General features: G+C 71.1%; 20 protein-coding genes. 11 read left to right on the top strand and 9 right to left on the bottom strand.

What is annotated here, in order from left to right:
- On the bottom strand, positions 1-848 hold an 848-nt coding region (locus HCN51_RS42130), incomplete at its 3' end, for a DEAD/DEAH box helicase (protein WP_346433990.1).
- A 409-nt stretch (positions 849-1,257) separates the two neighbouring features.
- Here HCN51_RS42130 and HCN51_RS42125 point away from each other — a divergent pair.
- The 4 genes from HCN51_RS42125 (at position 1,258) to HCN51_RS42110 (ending at position 6,454) form a co-directional block, all read left to right on the top strand.
- Complete coding sequence (locus tag HCN51_RS42125) at positions 1,258-1,608, top strand: STAS domain-containing protein (RefSeq protein WP_043629845.1); 351 nt, start codon at positions 1,258-1,260, stop codon at positions 1,606-1,608.
- Position 1,609: 1 nt separating this feature from the next.
- Complete coding sequence (locus HCN51_RS42120; protein ID WP_080043722.1) at positions 1,610-2,029, top strand: ATP-binding protein; 420 nt, start codon at positions 1,610-1,612, stop codon at positions 2,027-2,029.
- Between the two features lie 1,390 nt (positions 2,030-3,419).
- Positions 3,420-5,750 (top strand): sodium-translocating pyrophosphatase, encoded by a 2,331-nt coding sequence (locus tag HCN51_RS42115; RefSeq protein WP_080043721.1) that lies wholly within the window; start codon positions 3,420-3,422, stop codon positions 5,748-5,750.
- Positions 5,751-5,986: 236 nt separating this feature from the next.
- Entirely contained in the window at positions 5,987-6,454 is a 468-nt protein-coding gene (locus tag HCN51_RS42110; protein ID WP_346433989.1) for a SixA phosphatase family protein, read from the top strand.
- Between the two features lie 76 nt (positions 6,455-6,530).
- Here HCN51_RS42110 and serB read toward each other — a convergent pair whose 3' ends face one another.
- From serB to HCN51_RS42090, 4 genes are all read right to left on the bottom strand, one after another.
- Entirely contained in the window at positions 6,531-7,751 is a 1,221-nt protein-coding gene (gene serB, locus HCN51_RS42105; RefSeq protein ID WP_168017601.1) for a phosphoserine phosphatase SerB, read from the bottom strand.
- Between the two features lie 78 nt (positions 7,752-7,829).
- Positions 7,830-8,360, bottom strand: coding sequence for a DUF11 domain-containing protein (locus tag HCN51_RS42100; protein ID WP_168017600.1), 531 nt, complete (start codon positions 8,358-8,360; stop codon positions 7,830-7,832).
- 99 nt (positions 8,361-8,459) lie between these two features.
- Positions 8,460-9,467, bottom strand: a complete 1,008-nt coding sequence (locus HCN51_RS42095; protein ID WP_168017599.1) for an S-adenosylmethionine:tRNA ribosyltransferase-isomerase — start codon at positions 9,465-9,467, stop codon at positions 8,460-8,462.
- Positions 9,464-10,120 (bottom strand): SDR family oxidoreductase, encoded by a 657-nt coding sequence (locus tag HCN51_RS42090; protein ID WP_168017598.1) that lies wholly within the window; start codon positions 10,118-10,120, stop codon positions 9,464-9,466. Before HCN51_RS42090 ends, HCN51_RS42095 begins: the two co-directional genes overlap by 4 nt.
- A gap of 124 nt (positions 10,121-10,244) precedes the next feature.
- On the opposite strand from HCN51_RS42090, the gene HCN51_RS42085 reads away from it, so the two are divergent.
- Positions 10,245-11,360: a GAF domain-containing sensor histidine kinase gene (locus tag HCN51_RS42085; protein WP_346433988.1), complete on the top strand. Its 1,116-nt coding sequence runs from the start codon at positions 10,245-10,247 to the stop codon at positions 11,358-11,360.
- Positions 11,357-11,977, top strand: a complete 621-nt coding sequence (locus HCN51_RS42080) for a response regulator (RefSeq protein ID WP_168017597.1) — start codon at positions 11,357-11,359, stop codon at positions 11,975-11,977. Before HCN51_RS42085 ends, HCN51_RS42080 begins: the two co-directional genes overlap by 4 nt.
- A 9-nt stretch (positions 11,978-11,986) precedes the next feature.
- Here HCN51_RS42080 and HCN51_RS42075 read toward each other — a convergent pair whose 3' ends face one another.
- Complete coding sequence (locus HCN51_RS42075) at positions 11,987-12,646, bottom strand: hypothetical protein (protein ID WP_168017596.1); 660 nt, start codon at positions 12,644-12,646, stop codon at positions 11,987-11,989.
- Between the two features lie 170 nt (positions 12,647-12,816).
- Between HCN51_RS42075 and HCN51_RS61760 the strand changes: the two genes are divergently transcribed.
- Positions 12,817-15,816, top strand: coding sequence for a protein kinase domain-containing protein (locus HCN51_RS61760; protein ID WP_168017595.1), 3,000 nt, complete (start codon positions 12,817-12,819; stop codon positions 15,814-15,816).
- Here the strand turns inward: HCN51_RS61760 and HCN51_RS42065 are convergent.
- A complete protein-coding gene (locus HCN51_RS42065; RefSeq protein WP_168017594.1) occupies positions 15,803-16,519 on the bottom strand; it encodes a hypothetical protein in 717 nt (238 codons plus the stop codon). The two genes, HCN51_RS61760 and HCN51_RS42065, sit on opposite strands and share 14 nt — an antisense overlap.
- Before the next feature lie 68 nt (positions 16,520-16,587).
- Here HCN51_RS42065 and HCN51_RS42060 point away from each other — a divergent pair, with 68 nt between their 5' ends.
- From HCN51_RS42060 to HCN51_RS42045, 4 genes are all read left to right on the top strand, one after another.
- Entirely contained in the window at positions 16,588-17,376 is a 789-nt protein-coding gene (locus HCN51_RS42060; RefSeq protein WP_168017593.1) for an ABC transporter ATP-binding protein, read from the top strand.
- Between the two features lie 107 nt (positions 17,377-17,483).
- Entirely contained in the window at positions 17,484-18,407 is a 924-nt protein-coding gene (locus HCN51_RS42055; protein WP_168017592.1) for an SPFH domain-containing protein, read from the top strand.
- 59 nt (positions 18,408-18,466) lie between these two features.
- Positions 18,467-19,222 carry a TSUP family transporter gene (locus HCN51_RS42050; protein WP_168017591.1) on the top strand — a complete coding sequence of 252 codons (756 nt, stop codon included), beginning with the start codon at positions 18,467-18,469 and terminating at the stop codon, positions 19,220-19,222.
- Positions 19,223-19,245: 23 nt separating this feature from the next.
- Complete coding sequence (locus tag HCN51_RS42045) at positions 19,246-19,476, top strand: hypothetical protein (protein ID WP_080043708.1); 231 nt, start codon at positions 19,246-19,248, stop codon at positions 19,474-19,476.
- 289 nt (positions 19,477-19,765) lie between these two features.
- Here the strand turns inward: HCN51_RS42045 and HCN51_RS42040 are convergent, their stop codons facing one another.
- Both HCN51_RS42040 and HCN51_RS42035 read right to left on the bottom strand, forming a co-directional pair.
- Entirely contained in the window at positions 19,766-20,596 is an 831-nt protein-coding gene (locus HCN51_RS42040; RefSeq protein WP_168017590.1) for an NAD(P)H-binding protein, read from the bottom strand.
- A gap of 29 nt (positions 20,597-20,625) precedes the next feature.
- Positions 20,626-21,447, bottom strand: coding sequence for a Rieske (2Fe-2S) protein (locus HCN51_RS42035; RefSeq protein ID WP_230465655.1), 822 nt, complete (start codon positions 21,445-21,447; stop codon positions 20,626-20,628).
- Between the last annotated feature and the right edge of the window lie 68 nt (positions 21,448-21,515).

Below are 21,515 nucleotides of genomic sequence, written 5' to 3'. Positions count from 1 at the left end.
TGGGGGGTGGGGGGGGGGGGGGGGGGGGGGGGGGGGGTGGGGGGGGGGGGGGGGTTGGGGGGGGGGGGGGTGTTGTGGGGGGGGGGGGTTGGGAGGAGGGGGGGTGAGATGGAGAAGGCGACGTCGGCGAGTTTGGCGCGGGCCGACAAAGCGACCGTTTCGGCGCCGCGCCGGGAGCGGACGAAGGCGAGGGTGCGTACGTCGGCCAGGACGAGGTCCGCCAGCAGGTCCGCCGCCTCCGCCGTGGCCGTGCGCCGTACAGGAGCCCCTCCCTCGCCCCGTAGCTCCGTCAGGGGCGGCTCCCACAGGGCGATGGTGGTCGAGCCCTTGGGGGAGGCGTCCACCGTCACCTCGTCCATCTCAAGGCCCGTCAGCCGCGTCGCGAACGCGCCCGGCTCGCTGGCCGTCGCCGAGGCCAGCATGAACGTGGGGCGCGCGTTGTAGCGGGCGCACGCGCGGCGCAGGCGGCGCAGGATCTGGGCGACGTGCGAGCCGAAGACGCCGCGGTAGCCGTGGCACTCGTCCACGACGACCATGCGCAGGCGGCGGAAGAACGACGACCACTGCGAGTGGCGGGGCAGGATGCTGCGGTGGAGCATGTCGGGGTTCGTCAGGACGTAGTTGGCGTGCTGGCGCACCCAGGTGCGTTCCTCGAACGGCGTGTCGCCGTCGAAGCAGGCCGCGCGTACCTGGGTGATGCGCAGCTCGCGCAGGCCGCGCAGCTGGTCGGCGGCCAGGGCCTTGGTCGGCGTCAGGTAGAGGACCGTGCCGCCGCTGAGGCAGGAGGAGATCGCCGGAGTGAGGTACGCGAGGGACTTGCCCGAGGCGGTGCCCGTGGAGATGATCACGTTTCGGCCACGGTGTGCCAGGTCCGCGGCTTCGTACTGGTGAGGCCAGAGTCCTGTCACCCCGCGGTTCGCCAAGCGCGTAACAAGTACTTCAGGCGTCCACTCGGGCCAACGCACTTGACCCGCCTGACGTGCTGGAACATGCTCCACATGGGTGACACGCTCATGACGTGCGGGAACGCCAAGCAGGTGGTGGAGGAGTGGACCTGCCTGTTGTGGGGAGGATCCGGAGGAAGTCACTGTTTCCAGTCTTGCATCGATGGGCAAAGTCGCCGGGAATCGTGATTTCGTATAGACACAAGCCAGGCGCGTGGTTGAATGCCGCGCGTCAGGGTCGGACAGTCTGGGGCCACGCTCCAGATTGCCAGGCCCGCAAGAGTACTTTCGCAGGCGAGGCGCTGGAGGATCTGTGGATCTGAAGTTGGATCACCGCACCGAAGACCGACTCACCATCGTGGAGGTCGAGGGTGAGATCGATGTCTACACGGCGCCGAGATTGCGTGAGCTCCTCATCGACCTGGTCAACAAGGGCAACTTCCACCTTCTTGTGAACATGGAGAAGGTCGACTTCCTCGACTCCACGGGCCTCGGTGTCCTGGTCGGGGGGCTCAAGCGGGTACGCGCGCACGACGGCTCCCTGGAGCTCGTCTGCACGCAGGAGCGCATCCTCAAGATCTTCCGGATCACCGGTCTGACCAAGGTCTTCGGGATCTACGCTTCGGTCGACGAGGCCAAGGAAGCTCACGGCAAAGACAAGTAGCATGGCTACCGTCGAGCTGACGTTCAGCGCCCTCCCCGCGCACGTGCGCACCGCACGGCTGGTGGCGACGGCGATCGCCCGCCGCACCGGCGTGCAGGAGTCCCTGCTGGACGAGGTCAGGCTCGCCGTGGGTGAGGCATGCTCCCGGGCAGTCGAAGCACATCGCGCACACTGTCCGGGCGAGCCCATCCGCATCGAGCTGCGTGATGACTCCGGACGTTTCGAGGTCACGGTCAGCGACCAAGCCCCCAGTGATGAGATCAAGCAGGAACAACCCCTCGATCTGGGCATGCTCTCCGACTCGTTCATGTCGAACTTCGGCATTGCGGTCATCACGGGCTTGGCCGATGACGTTCAGGTCTTCCCCAGCCCTAAGGGGACGAATATCCGCATGAGCTGGCCGGCGGCCGTCGGCGTCTGACCCTCGCTCGCCTGGGCCCTGAGTGGCTTGTCCCCTGGATGCGCGCCTTGTGGGGCTGTGTGGCGCGCTCCGGGGGTTCGCGCGTCCCTGCGGGGGTGCACGGGGTTGTGGGTCTGGTCGGGGGCGGAGGGCGTGCCTGGATGCGGCACGTCTTGCTTCGGGCTGCGCGTGGTGACGCGGGGTGCGGGCCGATGGCCATGCGCCGGTGCGAGTGCGGGTGTCATGATCCGGGCGAGTGTCGTGGTCCAGGCCCGGTGTGAGCGCGGCGCGGAGCCGTGCGCCGGTGCGGGCGGGTGCGGGTGCGGAGTGAATGCCTACGACCAGGTGCACGTGGACGGTATGCGGGGGTCCAAGTGCCGGGAGAGGTGTGCATCGGCGAGAGGTGTGCACCGGCGGGCGCGTGCGGGCCAGGGCTTGCGCGGGCTTGGTCGTGGGAGCGGAATCCGTCGCGGGCCGGGTGAGAGCCGCGGGCTGGGCGAGATGCTGGCAGGCAAGCCACTAGCTGTATGAGGCGCGGGCGGGCGTGCCACGGGCTTGGTGAGGTGCGAGCTCGTGAGGCGCGCTCAGAGGTGCTGCGGGCTGCGTGAGACACGAGCTGGCGCGCTGCGGGCTGCGTGCGGTGCGGGTTGGTGTGCAGTCAGGGGTGAGGTGCGGGCTTGTCTCCGCGGGCTCACTGGGGCGTGAGCGGGAGTGTCGAGACTTCGTGCGTGCGGACGGGACTGGCGCCAGGCGGGCTGCTGTGGCAGGCGAGGTACGCGCGGGCAAGGGCGGGAAGCCGACCGGGATGGCGGTACAGGCGCGGCGATGCGGTCCGGGATGGCGGTACAGGCGCGGCGATGCGGTCCGGGTGACGCCGAGCAGGCCGACGCAGGCAGGGGTGATGCCGAGCGGTGGCAACCTGCGAGGTGGGGCGCCGGCGGACGTGGGCTGCGGGGTCGGGGTCAGTGGCGGGTGGGAAGCTTGTGAGGCGGACCGTGGCGGGCGAGCGGCCTGCGTGTCGGGGCTGGCGCGCGCCAGTGGGCATGGAATCTGCGGGCGGGTGGATCAGTGTCGAAACCTGGTGGCATCCCCCAAACCATGCCACCTCCAAACCCAATTACGGTCTGACCGTTTCCCTGCCTTGCTCAGACCGTAACTCACGGAAATTCTACTTGTCAGATCACAAACCGGCCCCCTGTCAGGGGATTACTAGACACTCGCACAATTAGCGACCGCCAGAGCCTTCATATCCGCGGAGTGCCTGCGTAGACTCCCGGCACCGGCCAAGGTGATCCGGCGGAACGCGGATTCAACCGGAAGCGGCACCCACAACCCGGATGGTGCCGCAACACCCGCCGAGGAAAACTGCAGCACCGCCCGGGCAGGACGACCGGTCTTGCCGAGGAGAACGATGAGCAGGCACATGCTGGCAGCGGAGCCAGCGTCCAATCTGGCCCTGAGCGGAAACAATCTCACCATCGTGATCGTGGTCGCCGCGGTCGCACTGATCGCGCTGGCCGTCGCAGGTGGCCTGGTGCGCGAGGTGCTGGGCGCCGGCCAGGGCACCGAACGAATGCAGAACATCGCGCGCGCCGTCCAGGAGGGCGCCGCCGCTTACCTCGCGCGTCAGTTCCGCACGTTGGCGATCTTCGTCGTCGTGATCCCCTTCCTGTTGCTGCTGCTACCGGCGGAAACCGACGTACGTATCGGACGTTCGATCTTCTTCGTGGTCGGTGCGGTGTTCTCCGCGCTGACCGGGTTCATGGGCATGTGGCTGGCCGTGCGCGGGAATGTCCGCGTCGCCGCCGCGGCCAGGGACGGCGGGGAGAAGCGGGCCATGCGCATCGCGTTCAGGACGGGCGGCGTGGCCGGCATGTTCACCGTGGGCCTCGGCCTGCTCGGCGCGGCCGTGGTGGTGTTCGTCTATCAGGGCGACGCGCCGGGCGTGCTCGAAGGGTTCGGGTTCGGGGCGGCGCTGCTGGCGATGTTCATGCGCGTCGGCGGCGGTATCTTCACCAAGGCCGCCGACGTGGGCGCGGACCTCGTCGGCAAGGTCGAGCAGGGCATCCCCGAGGACGACCCGCGCAACGCCGCGACGATCGCCGACAACGTGGGCGACAACGTGGGCGACTGCGCGGGCATGGCGGCCGACCTGTTCGAGTCGTACGCGGTCATGCTGGTCGCGAGCCTCATCCTGGGCCGGGCGGCCTTCGGCGAGGAGGGGCTGGTCTTCCCCCTCATCGTCCCGATGATCGGCGTGATCACGGCGATCATCGGGATCTTCGTCACGCGGCTGCGCGACCGCGACCGCAACGGCATGGCCGCCATCAACCGCAGCTTCTTCATCTCGGCCGCGATCTCGGCGGTGCTGGTGACGGCGGCGGCGTTCTGGTACCTGCCGAGCAGCTTCAGCGGCCTGACGGGCTCCAGCATCACGAACTTCGACGCCGACCCGCGGCTGATCGCGATCGGCGCGGTGCTGATCGGCCTGGTGCTGGCCAGTGCGATCCAGCTGCTCACGGGGTACTTCACGGAGACGAACCGGCGCCCGGTCAGGGAGATCGGCGAGAGCTCCCGTACGGGCCCCGCGACCGTCATCCTGTCGGGCATCAGCGTCGGTCTGGAGTCGGCGGTCTACTCGGCGCTGATCATCGGTGGCGCCGTCTACGGCGCGTTCCTGCTGGGCTTCGGGAACGTGACGATCGCGCTGTTCGCGGTGGCGCTGGCGGGCACCGGCCTGCTGACCACGGTCGGCGTCATCGTCTCCATGGACACCTTCGGCCCGGTCTCCGACAACGCGCAGGGCATCGCGGAGATGTCCGGCGACGTCGAGGGTGAGGGCGCGCGGGTGCTGACCAGCCTCGACGCGGTGGGCAACACCACGAAGGCGATCACCAAGGGCATCGCCATCGCGACGGCCGTGCTGGCCGCCACGGCGCTGTTCGGCGCTTTCCGCACGGCGGTGGAGGGTGAGCTGGCGCAGGCCACGGGCGCGGTCAAGAGCGCCCTGGGCAGCTTCTCGACGTTCTCGCTCAGCATCGACCAGCCGAACGTGCTGGTCGGCCTGATCGTCGGCGCCGCGGTCGTGTTCCTGTTCTCGGGCCTGGCGATCATGGCGGTCGGCCGGGCCGCGATGCGGGTGGTCTTCGAGGTACGCGACCAGTTCCGCAACAAGCCGGGCATCATGGACGGCACGGAGAAGCCGGAGTACGGCCGCGTGGTGGACATCTGCACCCGTGACTCGCTGCGCGAGCTGGCCACGCCGGGCCTGCTGGCGGTCATGACGCCGATCGCGGTCGGGTTCGCGCTCGGGTACGCGCCGCTGGGCGCGTTCCTGGCCGGCGCGATCGCGTGCGGCACGCTGATGGCCGTCTTCCTGGCCAACTCGGGCGGCGCCTGGGACAACGCCAAGAAGCTCGTCGAGGACGGCCACCACGGCGGCAAGGGCTCCGAGGCGCACGCCGCCACGGTCATCGGCGACACGGTCGGCGACCCGTTCAAGGACACGGCGGGTCCGGCCATCAACCCGCTGATCAAGGTGATGAACCTGGTGGCGCTGCTGGTGGCGCCCGCGGTGGTGCTGTACGCGGGCAACCCGGCCCTGCGCGTCGGCGTCACGGTGCTGGCGGTGGCCGTGGTGGTCGGCGCGATCATCGTCTCGAAGCGGCGCTCGGTGACCAGCGAGCCGACCAACGACAACAACAACCACACCGACCGGGACCCGGAGCCCGTCGCCTCCTGAGTCACGCACACAGCGCGCCCGTTCCCCGGTGCAAGGGGGGACGGGCGCGTCTCGTAGTGCCCGGGAGGGCACCCCGCCACCCCCAATGGGAAACTGGGCACGTGAACGATGACAACCGGCCCAGCGGAGGCAGGACCCTGGGTCTGATCCTCCTGGCGATGGTGGTGATCCTCGCGGCGATCATCGCGTTGTCCGTCTGGGCTTCGAGGACGGGATGACGAGGACGGGATGACTCCGTGCGTACCTTGATCGTGCTGCGCCACGCGAAAGCCGCCCAGGTGCCCGGCCTGGCCGACCGCGAGCGGCCCCTGACGGACCGGGGCGAGCGGGACGCCGCGCGGGCCGGCGACGAGATCAGAGCGGCCGGCCTGGAGCCCGGCGTGGTGCTGTGCTCGCCGGCGGTCAGGACCAGGCGCACCGCCGAGCTCGCCTTCCCCGACGTGGAGATCAGCTACGAGCGCGAGATCTACGAGGCGTACCCGGAGGACCTGCTGGAGGTGGTCCGCCGCGCCGACCCCGACCTGAGCACGGTGGTGCTGTGCGGCCACAACCCGGGCGTGCACGAGCTCGCGCTGGGGCTGGCCGGCGGCGACTACGTGTTCAGGCCGGGGGCGTTCGCGGTCATCGGGGTCGAGTCGTCGTGGCAGGAGCTGTGGCCGGGCCAGGGGCGCCTGCTGACCAGGTGGGATCCTAAAGAGCCGTGAGAACTCAAGAGCCGTGAGGACGCCGTGAGAACTCAAGAGCCGTGAGGACTAAAGAGCCGTGAGGACGCCGTGAGGACTAAAGAGCCGTGAGGACGCCGTCCTCGGCGTCGGCGGCCTCCACCTCGTCCCGCGAGATGCCCAGCAGGTAGAGGATCGAGTCGAGGTAGGGCGTGTTGACGGCGGTGTCGGCCGCCTGCCGCACCACGGGCTTGGCGTTGAAGGCGATGCCGAGCCCGGCGGCGGCGATCATGTCGAGGTCGTTGGCGCCGTCGCCGATGGCGACCGTCTGGGAGATCGGCAGGTTGGCCTCGCGCGCGAAGCGCTCCAGCGCGCGGGCCTTGCCGGGGCGGTCGACGATCTCGCCGACGACGCGGCCGGTGAGGTGGCCGTCGGCGACTTCGAGGACGTTCGCGGCCGAGTAGTCGATGCCGAGCTCCTCGACCAGGCCGTCGGTGATCTGCGTGAAGCCGCCGCTGACGATGGCGAAGCGGTAGTCGAGCCGCTTGAGCGTGCGCACCAGCGTACGGGCGCCCGGGGTGAGCACGACCTCCTTGCGCACCTGCTCGAACACCTCGGCGGGCAGCCCTTCGAGCAGCGCGACCCGGCGGCGCAGCGATTCGGCGAAGTCGAGCTCGCCGCGCATGGCCTCCTCGGTGACCCTGGCGACCTCTTCGAGGCAGCCGGCGTGGGCCGCGAGCAGCTCGATGACCTCGCCCTGGATGAGGGTCGAGTCGACGTCCATGACGATGAGGCGCTTGGCGCGGCGGGACAGGCCGGTGCGCTGCACGGCGACGTCGACCTCTTGGGCGGCGGCCTCGGCGGCCAGCTCGACGCGCAGCGCGTCGGGGTCGGCGCCGGAGACGGACAGCTCGATGCAGGTGACGGGCCACTGGGCGAGGCGTTCGATGCGGTCGATGTTGGCGCCGGCGGCGGCGATGCGGCCGGCGATGCCCGCGATGGCGGCGGGTTGCAGGGTGGCGCCGAGCACGCTGACCGACAGGCGGCCGCGGCGGCGCTGCTCCTTGGCCTGCGATCCGGTGGAGAGCTCCACCTCCATGCCGAGGTCTTCGGCCACGCGCTCGACGGCGGTCCACATGGCGCCGAGGGTGGTGCCGGTGCCGGTCGAGGGGCCGCCGGCGTACGCGACGAGGACGCCGAGGGTGAGCCGGCCTCGGATGACGACCTGCTCGATGTCGGCGACCGTCACCGGGAAGTGCGACAGGACGGAGAAAAGCCGCGAAGTGACGCCCGGGCGGTCAGGGCCGGTCAGTGTGATCAGGAGGGTGCGCTGGTCCACATCCAGCCACGGTACTGCGCCCGGTCCGATGCTCGCGAAGCAGGTCCGCCTTCGGACGCGGGCGCAGCGGGTGAGAGGCTATCGAACGATCTTGGTCTTGACCGTCTTGCCGAACGCGTACTCGGGGATGCCGAGGCGGTCCAGCTCCTCCTTGCTCATGTTCTCCATGCCCTGGTCAACGTTGTAGGAGACGACGCCGAGGGTCGCCTTCTGGGTGCCGGTGGCCTTCTTGGTGAGCCTGGTCTCGAAGAGCATGGAGACGGCGTCGCCCTTCTCCAGCACGGCGGGGATGAAGCAGTAGAGCGCCCGGCCGTCGAGCTCGCACTCCGTGCCCTTGACGCTGGAGCGGTAGTAGACCTTGCGCAGGTCCACGCCCTTGGGGAACTCGCCGCCGAGGAAGTAGTAGTCCGCGTAGTGCGGGCCCTTGTTGACCGCGGTGACCAGGTAGTTGATCTTCCCGCCGGGCTTGACCGTCTTGGGCGCCTTCACGCTCACGGAGAAGCTGGAGTACGGGTCCGCGGCCGTGGTGGCCGAGGCCGGCATGGCGGGGATGAGCAGGGCGCCCGCGGCAATTGCCAGCGCGGCGCCCTTGAGAAGAGAGTTTCGCATTCACGTCTCCGTTACGAAGGGACACGGGGACGTCACAGCACCAAGCCCCCGTAAATGTCCGCTTTTCCTATCACAAACTTAAAATCTCCGTAAAGTCTATTACTTGAGAATCAAGTGTGTGTCGCCGAACTCGTGCCACAGATATCCCTTTCGCAACGCTTCCTCGTACGCGCGGGCCAGCGCCGCCTCCCCGGCGATCGCCGTCAGCATGAGCAGGTGGCTGGAGCGCGGCTCGTGCAGGCCCGTGATCAGCCCCGTCACCGCCCGCACCCCGCTCTCCGGCGTGACCACGTGTTCCGTCCAGCCCGCCGACGCGGTGACCCGCCCGTCCGCGCCCGCCGCCGTCTCCAGGGCTCGCACGACCGTGGTGCCCGCCGCCACCACGCGCCCGCCGTTCTCCCTGGTCAGGTTCACCAGCCGCGCGGTGGACGCCGGCACCTCGTACCGCTCGGCGTAGGGCGGCTCGTCCTTCTCCGTCGAGGCCACCCCCGTGTGCAGCGTGATCGGCGCGATCCCGACCCCGCGCGCCACCAGCGCCGTCACCAGCTCGACGGTGAACGGCCGCGCCGCGCTCGGCATCTCCGCGCTCCCCGGCACGGTCGCGAACACGGTCTGGTACGCCTCGATCGGCCAGTCCCGCTCCACGTACGAGTAGCGGATCGGCACCCCGTGCACCCGCAGGTACGCCTCCACGTCCCGATCGAGCACCGCCCGCCACAGTCGCGGCGTCTCCCGCCCGACCAGCCGCAACGTCGCCCGCCCCGGCATCGGCAGCCACTCGCCCGGCGCGCCGCCGCCGTACGGCTCGGACCCGTTCGCGGTACGGCGGCGCAGCTCCACCAGCCACGTCCCGTCCGGCCTGACGGTCGAGAAGTGCACGGCCAGCCGGTCCAGCCGGACGGCCGCGGGCAGGGTCGCCGAGTTGTTCACCACGATCAGGTCGCCCGGCTCCAGGAGATCGGGCAGGTCGCTGAAGTGGTGATGGGACGGCTCCGCCGCGCCGCGCGAGAGCATGAGGCGCACCCCGTCCCTGCGCATGCCCTTCGCCTCGGGCGGCTCGGCCGCCGACAGGCCCGGCGGCAGCGAGAAGTCCAGCGCGGCGGTCATTGCAGGCTCACTTTCCCGCTCGCCGGCCGGGAGGCGATCAGGTCGTGCAGCGCCGCCGCCACCTTGGCGGGGTCGCTCGCCGCGGCGGCCTCCTCGGCGCCCACGGCGTCGGCGAGCATGCGGGTGTTCATCTCGCCCGGGTCCACCCACCAGACGCGCAGGTCGGGCTCCTCGGCGGACAGCACGTTGGACAACTGCTCGAGCGCCGCCTTCGAGGCGCCGTAGCCGCCCCAGCCCTCGTACGCGCCGGTCGCGGCGTCGGAGGTGATGTTCACGATCGCGCCCCGGGAGGCGCGCAGCGCGGGCAGCGTGGCCTGGACGAGGGCCAGGGGAGCCGTCACGTTCGTCTCCAGCAGCGCCCTGAACGCGTCCAGCGGATAGATCGACAGCGGCGGCAGCGGCGTCACGCCCAGGTCGCTGGCGTTGTTGACCAGCAGGTCCAGCTCGGGCGCCGCCTCCGCCAGCCGCCGCACGTGCGCGGGGTCCGTCACGTCCCCGGGGATCGCGGTCGCGCCCAGCTCGGCGGCGGCCCGCTCCAGGTCGTCCGAGCCGCGCGCGGTGAGGACGAGGCTCCATCCCGCGCCGGCCAGCGACCTGGCCAGGGCGAGCCCGAGTCCACGGGAGGCGCCGGTGATGATCGCGGTGTTCGTCATGTATCCGACGGTAGGAACGCGGCGCGTTCCGGACATCGGGCGCAGGGCCGGTGCGGGCCTCGGCACTTCGTCCTAGGACCATAGAGGGGGGCCGTGACCTCCCACGAACCATAGAGTGGGGGCCGTGACCTCCGACCGAGACGAGATCCTTCAGGCGGTGAGCTCCGCGGTGCTCGCGGTCACCCGCCACCTGTCGGTCCGCGAGGTGTTGCAGGTCATCGTACGCTCCGCGCAACGCCTCCTCGACGCCCGCTACGCCGCGCTAGGCGTGCCCGACGACGACGGCTCGTTCGCCGAGTTCGTCGCCGAGGGCCTGACCGACAAGCAGTGGGACGCGATCGGGCCCCTGCCCAGGCAGCACGGCATGCTCGGCGCGATGCTCCGCGACGGCACCCCCGTGCGGCTGCCCGACCTGCGCAAGGACGAGCGGTTCGAGTGGTGGCCGAAGGCGCACCCCGTGATGAAGGACTTCCTCGGGGTGCCGATCCGCGACGGCGAGCAGGTGCTCGGCATCATCTTCCTGGCCAACAAGCGCACCGGCCGCGGCTTCACCCAGGAGGACCAGGAGCTGCTCACGCTGTTCGCCGCGCACGCCGCGATCGCGCTCATCAACGCCCGGCTGTATGAGCGCGGGCGCGAGCTGGCCATGCTGGAGGAGCGCAACCGCGTGGCCAGGGAGCTGCACGACGCCGTCACCCAGAAGCTGTTCTCCCTGCGCCTGTCCGCGCAGGCCGCCGGCGCCCTGCTGGACAAGGCGCCCGACAAGGCCGCCGCCGAGCTCGAACGCGTCCAGCGGCTGGCCGGCGAGGCCCTGTCCGAGCTGCGGGCGGTGATCGTCGAGCTGCGCCCCGCCGAGCTCGACCGGCACGGGCTGTCCGAGACGCTGCGCAAGCACGTGCGGCTGCTCGACCGGCTGCACCCCGTGACGGTCACGTTCGAGTGCGGCGAGCTGCCATCGCTCGACTCGGCGGTCGAGGTGGCGGTGCTGCGGGTCGCGCAGGAGGCGCTGCACAACGCGGTGCGGCACTCGGGGGCGTCCACGGTGTGCGTGCGGCTGGCCTACGCCGACGGCCGGCTGGAGCTGGTGGTGCGCGACGACGGCAGCGGGTTCGAGCAGGCGGAGTCGCGCGGGCTCGGCCTCGTGTCCATGCGTGACAGGGCCGAGGCGATCGGGGGCGAGCTGCGGGTGGACTCCGTGCCCGGCGCGGGCACCACCGTACGCATGGAGGTGAGCCGATGATCAGGGTGCTGATCGCCGACGACCATCCGGTGGTCCGGCAGGGGCTGCGTACCTTCCTCGACCTCCACGACGACATCACCGTCGTCGGCGAGGCGGGCGACGGGGCGCAGGCCGTCGAGCTGGTCGCGGAGCTGGCGCCGGACGTGCTGCTGCTCGACCTGAAGATGCCCGTCCTGGACGGGCTCGGCGCGCTGGAGCGCCTCTCGGGCGGCCCGACCCGGGTCGTGGTGCTGACCTCGGTGAGCGACCCGGCCGACGTGGGCCCCGCCATGCGGGCCGGGGCCGCCGGGTTCCTCTACAAGGACGTCGATCCGCCCGCGCTCGTCCAGGCCGTCCGCGCCGTGCACGGCGGGCAGGTGCTGCTGGCGCCCGAGGCGGCGGAGGCGATGCTGGCCACCGCCGCCGACGCGGCCGCACCCGCGCCCGTGCCGCTGACCGAGCGCGAGCGCGAGGTGCTGGCGCTGATCGCGGCCGGCCGCTCCAACAGGGAGATCGCGCGGAGCCTGGCCGTCGCGGAGAAGACGGTCAAGACGCACGTCTCCAACGTGCTGATGAAGCTGGGCGTCCAAGACCGCACCCAGGCCGCCCTGTACGCGGTACGGCACGGCCTGGCCTGACACGTCGCCTTACGTGTCCTTCTTCTTGTTCGACTCCTCGTGGCTGGCCGGCGGGTTGTACTCCTTGACCGGAGGCGGCGGCGTCCAGCTCCTGCCCGGGTTGCGCGGCGGGGAGACGATCTTCGTCTTGACCGTCTTCAGGTCGAAGTGGTGCTTGATGCCCAGGCGCTTGAGCTCGGCCTCGCTCATGTTCTCCATGCCCTGGTCCACGTCGAACGACAGGATGCCGAGCCGGGCCGTGGCCGTGCCCCTCGTGCCGCTCTTGAGCGTGACCTGGAAGTTCAGCCAGTCGGTCTTGCCCTTCTCCAGCGCCAGCGGGCCCCAGCACCAGAACCACTGGCCCTCCCACTCGCACTTCGTGCCCTTCGGGCCGCCCCAGCGCAGGGTCGGCTTGACGCCCTTCGGCACCTGGCCGCCGATGTAGTAGTAGTCGGCGTAGTGCGGGCCGAGATTCTTCGCCCGGAGGTAATAAGTGATCTTTCCGCCGCGCTTGGTGCTCTTGTTGTACTTCACGGAGATCTTGAAGTTCGAGTACGGCGCGACGGTGATCCCGGCGGTGCGGGTCACGGCAGCCTGGGTCGTCGTGGTCGCGGCGCCCGCCTGACCGGGAACGGCCAGGGGCACGGCGGCCAGTCCACCGGCTAACAACAGGCTGAAGCTTCTGCGCATGTGACGGCTCCCCGTACGGTGCTGGAAATCCCCGATCATCTCCATGATTATTGCGTAGGGCAAATTTTTCGCAAAGAGCGATGATCTTTCGTGACCTGGGATGGCTTGCGGGGTTCTCCGTACGCTCATCACGCTTGTGATCGGGGGTCAAGCACAAGGGGGAGGACCAGGTGCCGGAAACGCACCCCTTGCAGTCCGGTGACCCGGTCACGCTGGGCGACTACCGGTTGCTCGGACGGCTGGGCAAGGGTGCGCAGGGAATCGTCTACAAGGCCGAATCGCCCGACGGGCGGCTCGTGGCGATCAAGCTGCTCAACACCCGGCTGGACAAACCCGGCCTCGACTCCGAACGTTTCCTGCGCGAAGTCGCCGCCGCCCGCCGCGTCGCCCAGTTCTGCACCGCCCAGGTGCTCGGGGCCAACCTCGACGGGGAGCACCCGTACATCGTCAGCGAGCTCGTCGACGGGGTGTCACTCCAGCTCGTCGTGCAGCGCGACGGGCCCAGGGAAGGCGGCGCGCTCTACCGCCTGGCCGTCGGCACCGTCACCGCCCTGGCCGCCATCCACCGCGCCGGCATCGTCCACCGCGACTTCAAACCCAGCAACGTGCTGCTCGGGACCGACGGGCCCCGCGTGATCGACTTCGGCATCGCGCGGGCGCTCGATTCCGCCATCACCATCAGCAGTGGGGTCGTGGGGACGCCCGCGTACATGTCGCCCGAGCAGATCTCGGGCGAGCGGGTCGGGCCGGCCAGCGACATGTTCAGCTGGGCACTCACCATGGCGTACGCCGCCACCGGGCGGCCCGCGTTCGGCCAGGACAGCCTGCCCGCGGTCATCTATCGGGTCATGAACGAGGAACCCGACCTGTCGGTATTGCCCGCCGACCTGCGGCCCATCGTGCAGGCCTGCCTCCGCAAACGCGCCGAGGACCGGCCTGCGGCCGCCGAAGTGCTCCTCTCCCTTCTGACGAACCAGGGGGAGTCGCCGGGGTCGGACGACGAGGTCGCCATGACCACAGGCTCCCAACTGGCCTCCACCCCTGCCCCTTCGTGGGGCACCCCGTCCGGTACGGGTGGCGCCGAGCCCAGCGCGCCTCCTGGCCCTTCGTGGGGTGGCCCGGCCGGCCCTGGCGCGGCCGAGCCCAGCGCGCCGCCTGCCCCTGCGTGGGGCGCCGCGGCCGGCGCGGGCTGGGCTGCCCCGGACAGCCGCCCGCCCTCCGCGGAGCCCGCCGCCTCGGCCTGGGTCAGCCCGACCGGGTGGGTCAACCCGTCCGCTGACGGCTACCCGCCACCGCCGTCGCCCCCGGCCGGATCAGCGCCGCGCCCGCCCACCTCGCCGCAGGGGTCACCGCAGAGGCCACCGCAGAGGCCACCGCAGGGGCCTCCCGTTGGGTCGGCGCCGCATCCACCTGCGCCGCAGCACAGCGCGCCTGCTGCGCCTGGGCCGCGTCCGCCTGCGCCGCCGCAAGGCGGGCCCGCTGGGGTCACGCCGGGTTCGTCAGCGCCGCAGGGTGCGCCGGCGGAACGGTCGGCTCGCCCGCCCGCCCCGGCGCAGGGGCCGCCTGCCGCGCCTTCCACGGCGCCCGCGCAGCAGCCGCCGCAGGGTCGTGCGGCCGGTTCGCCGGCGGCGCACCAGGTCGGCTCGCCTGGCCCAGCGCCTACGCCTGGCCCAATTCCTACGCCTGGCTTGGGGCCGACGTCTGGCCCGGCGCCTTCCGCTGGTCCGGTGCCGCAGCCGGGGCAAGCAGCCCACCAGCACGCGCAGGCGCCACAACGCGGCCGAGTGCCGCAGCACGGCCAAGCGCCTGAACATGGGCAGGCGCCCCAACACGGGCGGGCGCAGGGAGTGGGTGCGTCGTACGAAGGGGCCGGCGCCGACCAGGCTGGCGACGACGGTAACGATGCGTTCTTCAAGCATGTCCCCGTCGAGGAGAAGCCCGATGAGGTGCGGGCCAGGCGGAAGCGGGCGGCGTTGGTGTCCGGGACGCTGGTGGCGGCGCTGACCCTGGCGGGCGGCGTCCTGTACTTCGGCCCCCGGATGTTCGGCACCCAGGACGGCGGGGGCGGGACGGTGGCGCAGGTGACGACGTCCGTCACCCAGACGGCCCCAACGACCCCGACCGCCCCGGCGACGCCGTCGACGTCACCGACGCCCGTGATCACGCCGACACCCACCCCCACTCCCACCCCCACGCCTGCCGAGGTGGTGCCGGTGCTGGGCAAGCAGGACGGGAAGTCGCTCAAGGGCCACACCAGGGGCGTGCAGACGCTTTCGGCGATCCGTACCGGTGACAAGACGTGGCTGGTCACGGGCGGTCAGGACGGCCGGGTGCGGGTGTGGGACCTGGCGGGGCACAAGTCGCTGGCCACGATGAGGGGCCACAGCGAGGAGGTGTACGCGGTCGCCTGCGTGATGATGGGCAAGACCCCCATGGCGGTCTCCGGCGGTTACGACGGCAGCGTCCGCCTGTGGAACCTCAAGACCCACAAGGGGAAGGTCCTCGGCTGGCACGGTGACGCGGTGTACGCGGTGGCGCTGACGAAGGTGAAGGGCCGGTACGTGGCGGTGACCGGTGACGCCGACGGCTACCTGAGGTTCTGGGACCTGGGCAGGCGCAAGGCGACGGGCAAGATGATCAGGGCGCACCGCAAGCCGGTGAACTGGCTCAGCGCCACCCACATCGGCGACCGCGCGGTGGCGGTCTCGGCGAGCGAGGACGAGACGTTGCGCGTTTGGGACATGTCCTCGCGCAAGCAGTACGGCAAGACGTACAAGGGCCATTCGAAGGGCGTGTACGCGGTCGCGGTGTCGAAGGTGGACGGCAAGACGGTCGTGGCATCAGGCGGCAAAGACGGAAAAATCAGGCTTTGGGACCCGAAGAGCGGCAAGACGCTCGGCACCATGCCGGGGCACAAGAAGATCGTCTATTCGCTGTCGTTCGGCACCATGAGCGGCCGCGCCGTCCTGCTGTCGGGCGGCACCGACGGCACGATCCGCCTCTGGGACCCGGAGACCCGCAAGGCGCTCGGCAAGCCGGTCAAAGCGCACAAGAGCGGCGTGTACGCCGTCGGTATCGTCCCCGTGGACGAGGGCGTCGCCATCGTCTCGGCCGGCAAGGACAAGCTGGTCAGGCTGTGGAAGGCGGAGGATGGCGCTACCGGTTCCTGACGGGCTCGAAGATCGCGTGGTGCGCCGCCACGAGCGCGCGGCGTACCGCACGGTCGAGCTCGCGCAGCGCGGCGCCGCGTACGGCGAGCTGCCCCGACGTGAGGCCCCGCTCGTCGGCCACGCGCAGCACCGCCGCCAGCCGCGTGGCCAGGACGGACACCCGGTGCGCGCGCCCGGGATAGCCGGGGGCGAGCTCCCCGCCACGCTCCGGCCGTTCGGGACGGTGCTGGGCGGGACCCTCCACCGAGGTCAGCGCCTCGGTGGCCGAGCGCATCGCGTCGGACAGCTCCCGCTCGGCCTCCGCCAGCGAGGGCAGGTCGTGGCGGACGGGCCCGGCGTCGTGCACCTCCAGCAGCACGCCGACGTAGGACGAGCCGCGCCGGTCGGGCTGGGGCACGAAGCCGAGGTTGCGGTCGGCGAGCACGGCGATGGCCGCCTGGCCGGCGTCGACGGCGGCCGAGTTGAACGGCGGCGGCCCCGACAGCCCGAGTGGGTCACCGGGCGCGGGCAGGGCCAGCCGCAGCTCGCGCAGGCCCTCGGAGCGCAGGTTTGCGAGGTATTTACGCAGGGGGACCTCGCCCGCGACGACGGGCCCGCCGGCGGCTTCGACGTGGTCAGCCGCCTCGTCGAGCCCCACGTGACCGGCCAGCCACGCGTTGCCCCAGGCGACCAGGGATGGACAGACAGGCGATTCAGGGCGCACCGATCCACGATAAGCGCTCGCCCTGCAATAGGTTTGTCCCGAGGGTGACTCCTAAGGAGGTATCGGGGATGGGTGGTCAGGTGCTGCGGCTCCAGGACGTCGCCGTCAGGCGCGACGGAGCGGCCCTGTTGCGCGGCATCGACTGGACGGTCAACGGCGACGAGCGGTGGGCCGTCATCGGGCCCAACGGTGCGGGCAAGACGACGTTGCTGCAGGTGGCGGCCACGTTGCTCTATCCGAGCGAGGGTGTCGTCGAGGTGCTGGGTGAGCGGCTGGGGCAGGCGGACGTGTTCGACCTGCGGCCCAGGATCGGGCTGGCGAGCGCCGCGCTGGCCGAGCGCATCCCGCCGGAGGAGAAGGTCATCGACCTCGTCCTGACCGCCTCGTACGGGATCATGGGCCGCTGGACGGAGGAGTACGACTCCAACGACGTCACCAGAGCGGTCGAGCTGATCGACATGATGGGCGCCGCGCACCTCATCAGGCGGCAGTTCGGCACCCTGTCGGAGGGCGAGCGCAAGCGGGTGCAGATCGCCCGCGCGCTGATGCCCGACCCCGAGATGCTCCTGCTCGACGAGCCGGCGGCCGGTCTCGACCTGGGCGGCAGGGAGGATCTCGTGCGCCGCCTGTCGGTGCTGGCGGGCGACTATCGCTCCCCGACGCTGGTGCTGGTGACGCACCACGTGGAGGAGGTGCCGGTCGGGTTCACGCACGCGTTGCTGCTGCGGCACGGCTCGGTGGTGGCGCAGGGGCCGCTCGACCACGTCATGACGGCCGACAACCTCTCGCAGACGTTCGGGGTGCCGCTGTCGCTGGATCGCAGCGCGGAGGGCCGCTGGTACGCGCGCGCTCACTAGCGGGTACGCGCACGCTCACTAGATCGCCATTTATGGTGATAAAAGGTGCCGATACCTGAAAACCAAATAGGATCTACGAAGTCGTCCCCCGACTCCGGAGCGTCGCCATGTCCGTCGAGCAGCTCGTCGTCGCCCTGGTCGTGGTCGCGGCGGTGGGCTTCGGGGTGGCCCGCACGGTCCGCATCATCCCCCAGGCCACGGCCGCCATCGTCGAACGCCTGGGGCGCTACCACCGCACCCTGACACCCGGGCTGAACCTCGTCGTGCCCTTCATCGACCGCATCAAGGACATGATCGACCTGCGCGAGCAGGTGGTGTCGTTCCCGCCGCAGCCGGTGATCACCTCCGACAACCTCGTGGTCTCCATCGACACCGTCATCTACTTCCAGGTCACCAACCCGAAGGCGGCCACGTACGAGATCGCCAACTTCCTGATCGCCGTCGAGCAGCTCACCGTCACCACCCTGCGCAACGTGGTCGGCGGCATGGACCTCGAACGCACGCTGACCTCCCGCGAGGAGATCAACACCGCGCTGCGCGGCGAGCTGGACGAGGCGACCGGGAAATGGGGCATCCGGGTCAACCGCGTCGAGCTCAAGGCCATCGACCCGCCCACCTCCATCCAGGACTCGATGGAGAAGCAGATGCGCGCCGACCGCGACAAGCGCGCCGCCGTCCTCGCCGCCGAAGGGCAGCGCCAGGCCGCCATCCTGGCCGCCGAAGGCGAGAAGCAGGCCGCGGTGCTCCGGGCCCGCGGCGAGGCCGAAGCCGCCGTGCTGCGCGCCCAGGCCGAGGCGGAGGCCCAGGCCATGCGCGCCAAGGGCCAGGCGGACGCCATCGGCATGGTCTTCAAGGCCATCCACGAAGGCAACCCGAGCCAGCAACTGCTCGCCTATCAGTACCTTCAGACCCTGCCCGAGATCGCCAAGGGCGACGCCAATAAAATCTGGATCGTCCCCTCTGAAATGGGCAAAGTCCTGGAGAGCCTGGGCGGCCTGTTCTCACCCCCCAAGGGACAGGACGGCCCGTAGGAACCCCGCCGCCGCGGCCTCGACCGGGCGCACCATCGTGGCGGCAGCGGGAGGGCTTCGTGACGGGCTGGGAGCTGGCGGCGGTGTGCGCCGCCGGAGTGGTGGCCGGGGCCATCAACGCGGTGGTGGGGTCGGGGTCGCTCATCACGTTCCCCACACTCGTGGCGCTGGGCGTCGACCCTGTCACCGCGAACGTCTCCAACACCGTCGGCCTCGTCCCCGGCTCCTTCAGCGCCGCCTACGGCTACCGCACCGAGCTCCAGGGCCAGCGCGACCGCCTGCTCCGCCTCGGCCTGGCCTCGGCGCTCGGGGCGCTCATCGGCGGGATCCTGCTGCTGTTCCTCGACCCGGACGTCTTCGAGATCGTCGTCGTGGCCCTCATCGCGCTCGCCTGCGTCCTCGTCCTGACCCAGCCGAAACTCAACGCCTGGGTCGCCGCCCGCCGCGAACACACCCGCCCCCACGGCGGCACCGCCCTGTGGCTGGGGGTCCTCGGGGCGGGCGTCTACGGCGGCTACTTCGGCGCCGCCCAGGGCGTGCTCCTGATCGGGCTGCTCGGCATCTTCCTGGACGACGGGCTGCAACGCGTCAACGCCGCCAAGAACGTGCTCGCCCTCATCGTCAACGGGGTCGCCGCCGCCTTCTTCATCGTCGCCGCCGACGTGGACTGGCAGGCGGCCGGCGGCGTCGCCCTCGGCGCCGTCGCGGGCGGCTTCCTCGGCGCCCGCCTCGGCCGCCGCATCCCCGCGCCCGTGCTGCGCGGCGTCATCGTGGCCGTGGGCGTCGTGGCCATTATCGTACTGGTGTACGGATAATCGGTGGTGGGTATGAACCCGGTATGAAAGGTGACCGGGTGGAGATCGTCATCGACGCGGGAGGATCGTCGCCGCGCACCTACGAGATCAGCGCCACCCGCGCCGGGCGCCGGGTCGAGGTGGCCAGCCGGCGCGGGCTCGTGGAGGTGAGCGAGGTCACCCGCAGCGGCACACCGGTGCGCACGGCCCGCTTCATGTCCAGCCGCGTCCTCGCCCTCGTCGAACACCCCGCCGACGAACCCCCAGCCGCCTGACCACCGCACCACACGGGCCCCTCGAACGGGCTGACGGCTCCTGGGGGACCGGTGAAGCCCGGGGACGGTGAGGTCAACGGTGGAGCGGCGGCGTGGGAACGGTGTGCGGTGGGGCTCGGCGCAACGCGCGCGGCGCCCAGGGCGCTGGTGCGAGTGCGGGCGGATGGTGGGTGGCGCGCGATGGAGGTGCGGCCCGACGCGAGGTCCTGCCCCTGCGGCAACCGGGCACCAGGCCGACGTGACGCGCGCGAGCCCGGTGGTGGTGGCGCGGCCCGCTGGACGGAGGTCCCTAGCGGAAGTCAGCCGCGTGCTCCTCGGCCCACTCCCGGAAGCTGAGCGCCGGCCGTCCCAGGAGCCGCCGCACCGTGTCCGTGGCGCGTTCGGGCCGCTCGACGAACCCGGCCCAGGTCGTCAGGGCGCTTTCGACGAACGCCGCGTCCCCCCAGAGCGCCATCAACTGCTCCCGGGCCTCCTCCGGGGGCTGCTCCTCCCACCGCACTTCCCGCCCGACCGCCTCGCCGATCACCTTCACCTGCTCGGCCTGCGTGAGCTCCTTGGGCCCGGTGATGGCGTAGGCGGCGCCGTTGTGGCCGGCGGAGGTGAGGACGTGGACGGCGACGGCGGCGATGTCGCGCTCGTGGATGAGCGCCCGGGACGCCTGCCCGTACGGCCAGCGCACGACGCCCTGCCTGATCTGGTCGGCCCAGCCGAGCGTGTTGACGGCGAAGCCGCCGGGCCGCAGGAACGTCCAGCCGAGCCCGGAGCGGCGGATGAGCCCTTCGATCTCGGCGTAGTGTCCGGCGGCGTCCTCGCTGGAGGGGACGAGCGCCGACAGGTAGACGACGCGCCGCACCTGCCCGGCGGAGGCGATCGCGGTGATGGTGTCGGCGGCGTTGCCGGTGGTGAAGCCGGGCCAGAGCAGGAACACGCTCTCCACGTCCTTGAGCGCCGGTCCGAGCGTCTCAGGGGCGGTCAGGTCTCCTTGGACGGCCTCCACGCCCGCCCGCACCCGTTCGGGCCGCCTGGCGAGCGCCCGCACGTCGATGCCCGCCGCGGCGAGCTGGGACACCACATGTTTGCCGACATTGCCGGTCGCACCGGTCACGAGAATCTTGCTCATGACCTCGACGGTAGAACCTCAAGAATGCTTCAGGTCAAGCCCGGCCGTACCTGGATGGTGCCGTCCCGCCTGATGCGCGTCTGGAAGACGGGCGCCGGCGCGGTGGCGGGCCCGTGCTTGACCGACCCGTCCGTCAGCCGGAACGTGCTGCTGTGCCACGGGCACACCACGCACGCCTCCCCGTCCTCCATGACGAGCCTGCCCTGGTGCAGGGGGCCGGCCAGGTGCGGGCAGCGGTCGGCGAGCACGGTCACGCCGTCGCCCTGGCGCAACACGAAGAGCTGGATGTAGCCCAGCCGCCTGGCGACGGGCCGGCCGTCCGGCAGGTCCTTGAGCGGGCACAGGTCGTGCCAGCCGAGCGGCACCAGGTGCGTCACCTGCGGCGCGTGGTTGGCGCCTGCGGCCTGCCGGTAGGCGAGGTGTCCGCCGAGGTACGCGCCGAGCCCGCCGACGGCGAGCCCCGCGTAGGAGAGCATCCGGCCGGGCCGTTCGCGCCCGCGCAGGCGGGCCAGCAGGGAGGCGGTGAAAAGGCTGAGCGCGGTCATGTTCGCCGCCATGTGGACGAATCCGACGCGCTGCTGCTCGCGGTGCAGGGAGGACCAGTCGGTCAGTCCTGCCGCCGCCGTGGGCAGGGCGTTGACCAGTCCGGTGGCCAGGAGCAGGCGGGAGGCGCGGGGGTCGGCGTCGGCGAGGTCGAGCACGGCGGTGGAGAGCCAGCAGCCCAGGCTGACCGTGGCCAGCGGTGGGTGCACCGGCTCTCCGATGGGGACACCGTGCAGCAGGTCGCGCAGGCGTCCCTGGCGCAGCCGCTGGCGTACGAACTTGGCCAGCCCCCGGATCGGCGTGTCCATGGCCTTCGACTTCTCGAGCCGATCGGCGATGGCGACCGGCCCGGCGAAACCCCGCAACTGCCGACGTC

The organism is Nonomuraea composti (assembly GCF_012034275.1).
In the GTDB taxonomy this organism is placed as follows: domain Bacteria; phylum Actinomycetota; class Actinomycetes; order Streptosporangiales; family Streptosporangiaceae; genus Nonomuraea; species Nonomuraea composti.
Note: the sequence above shows the minus strand (reverse complement) of the source record. Positions and strands in the feature narration are given on the sequence as shown.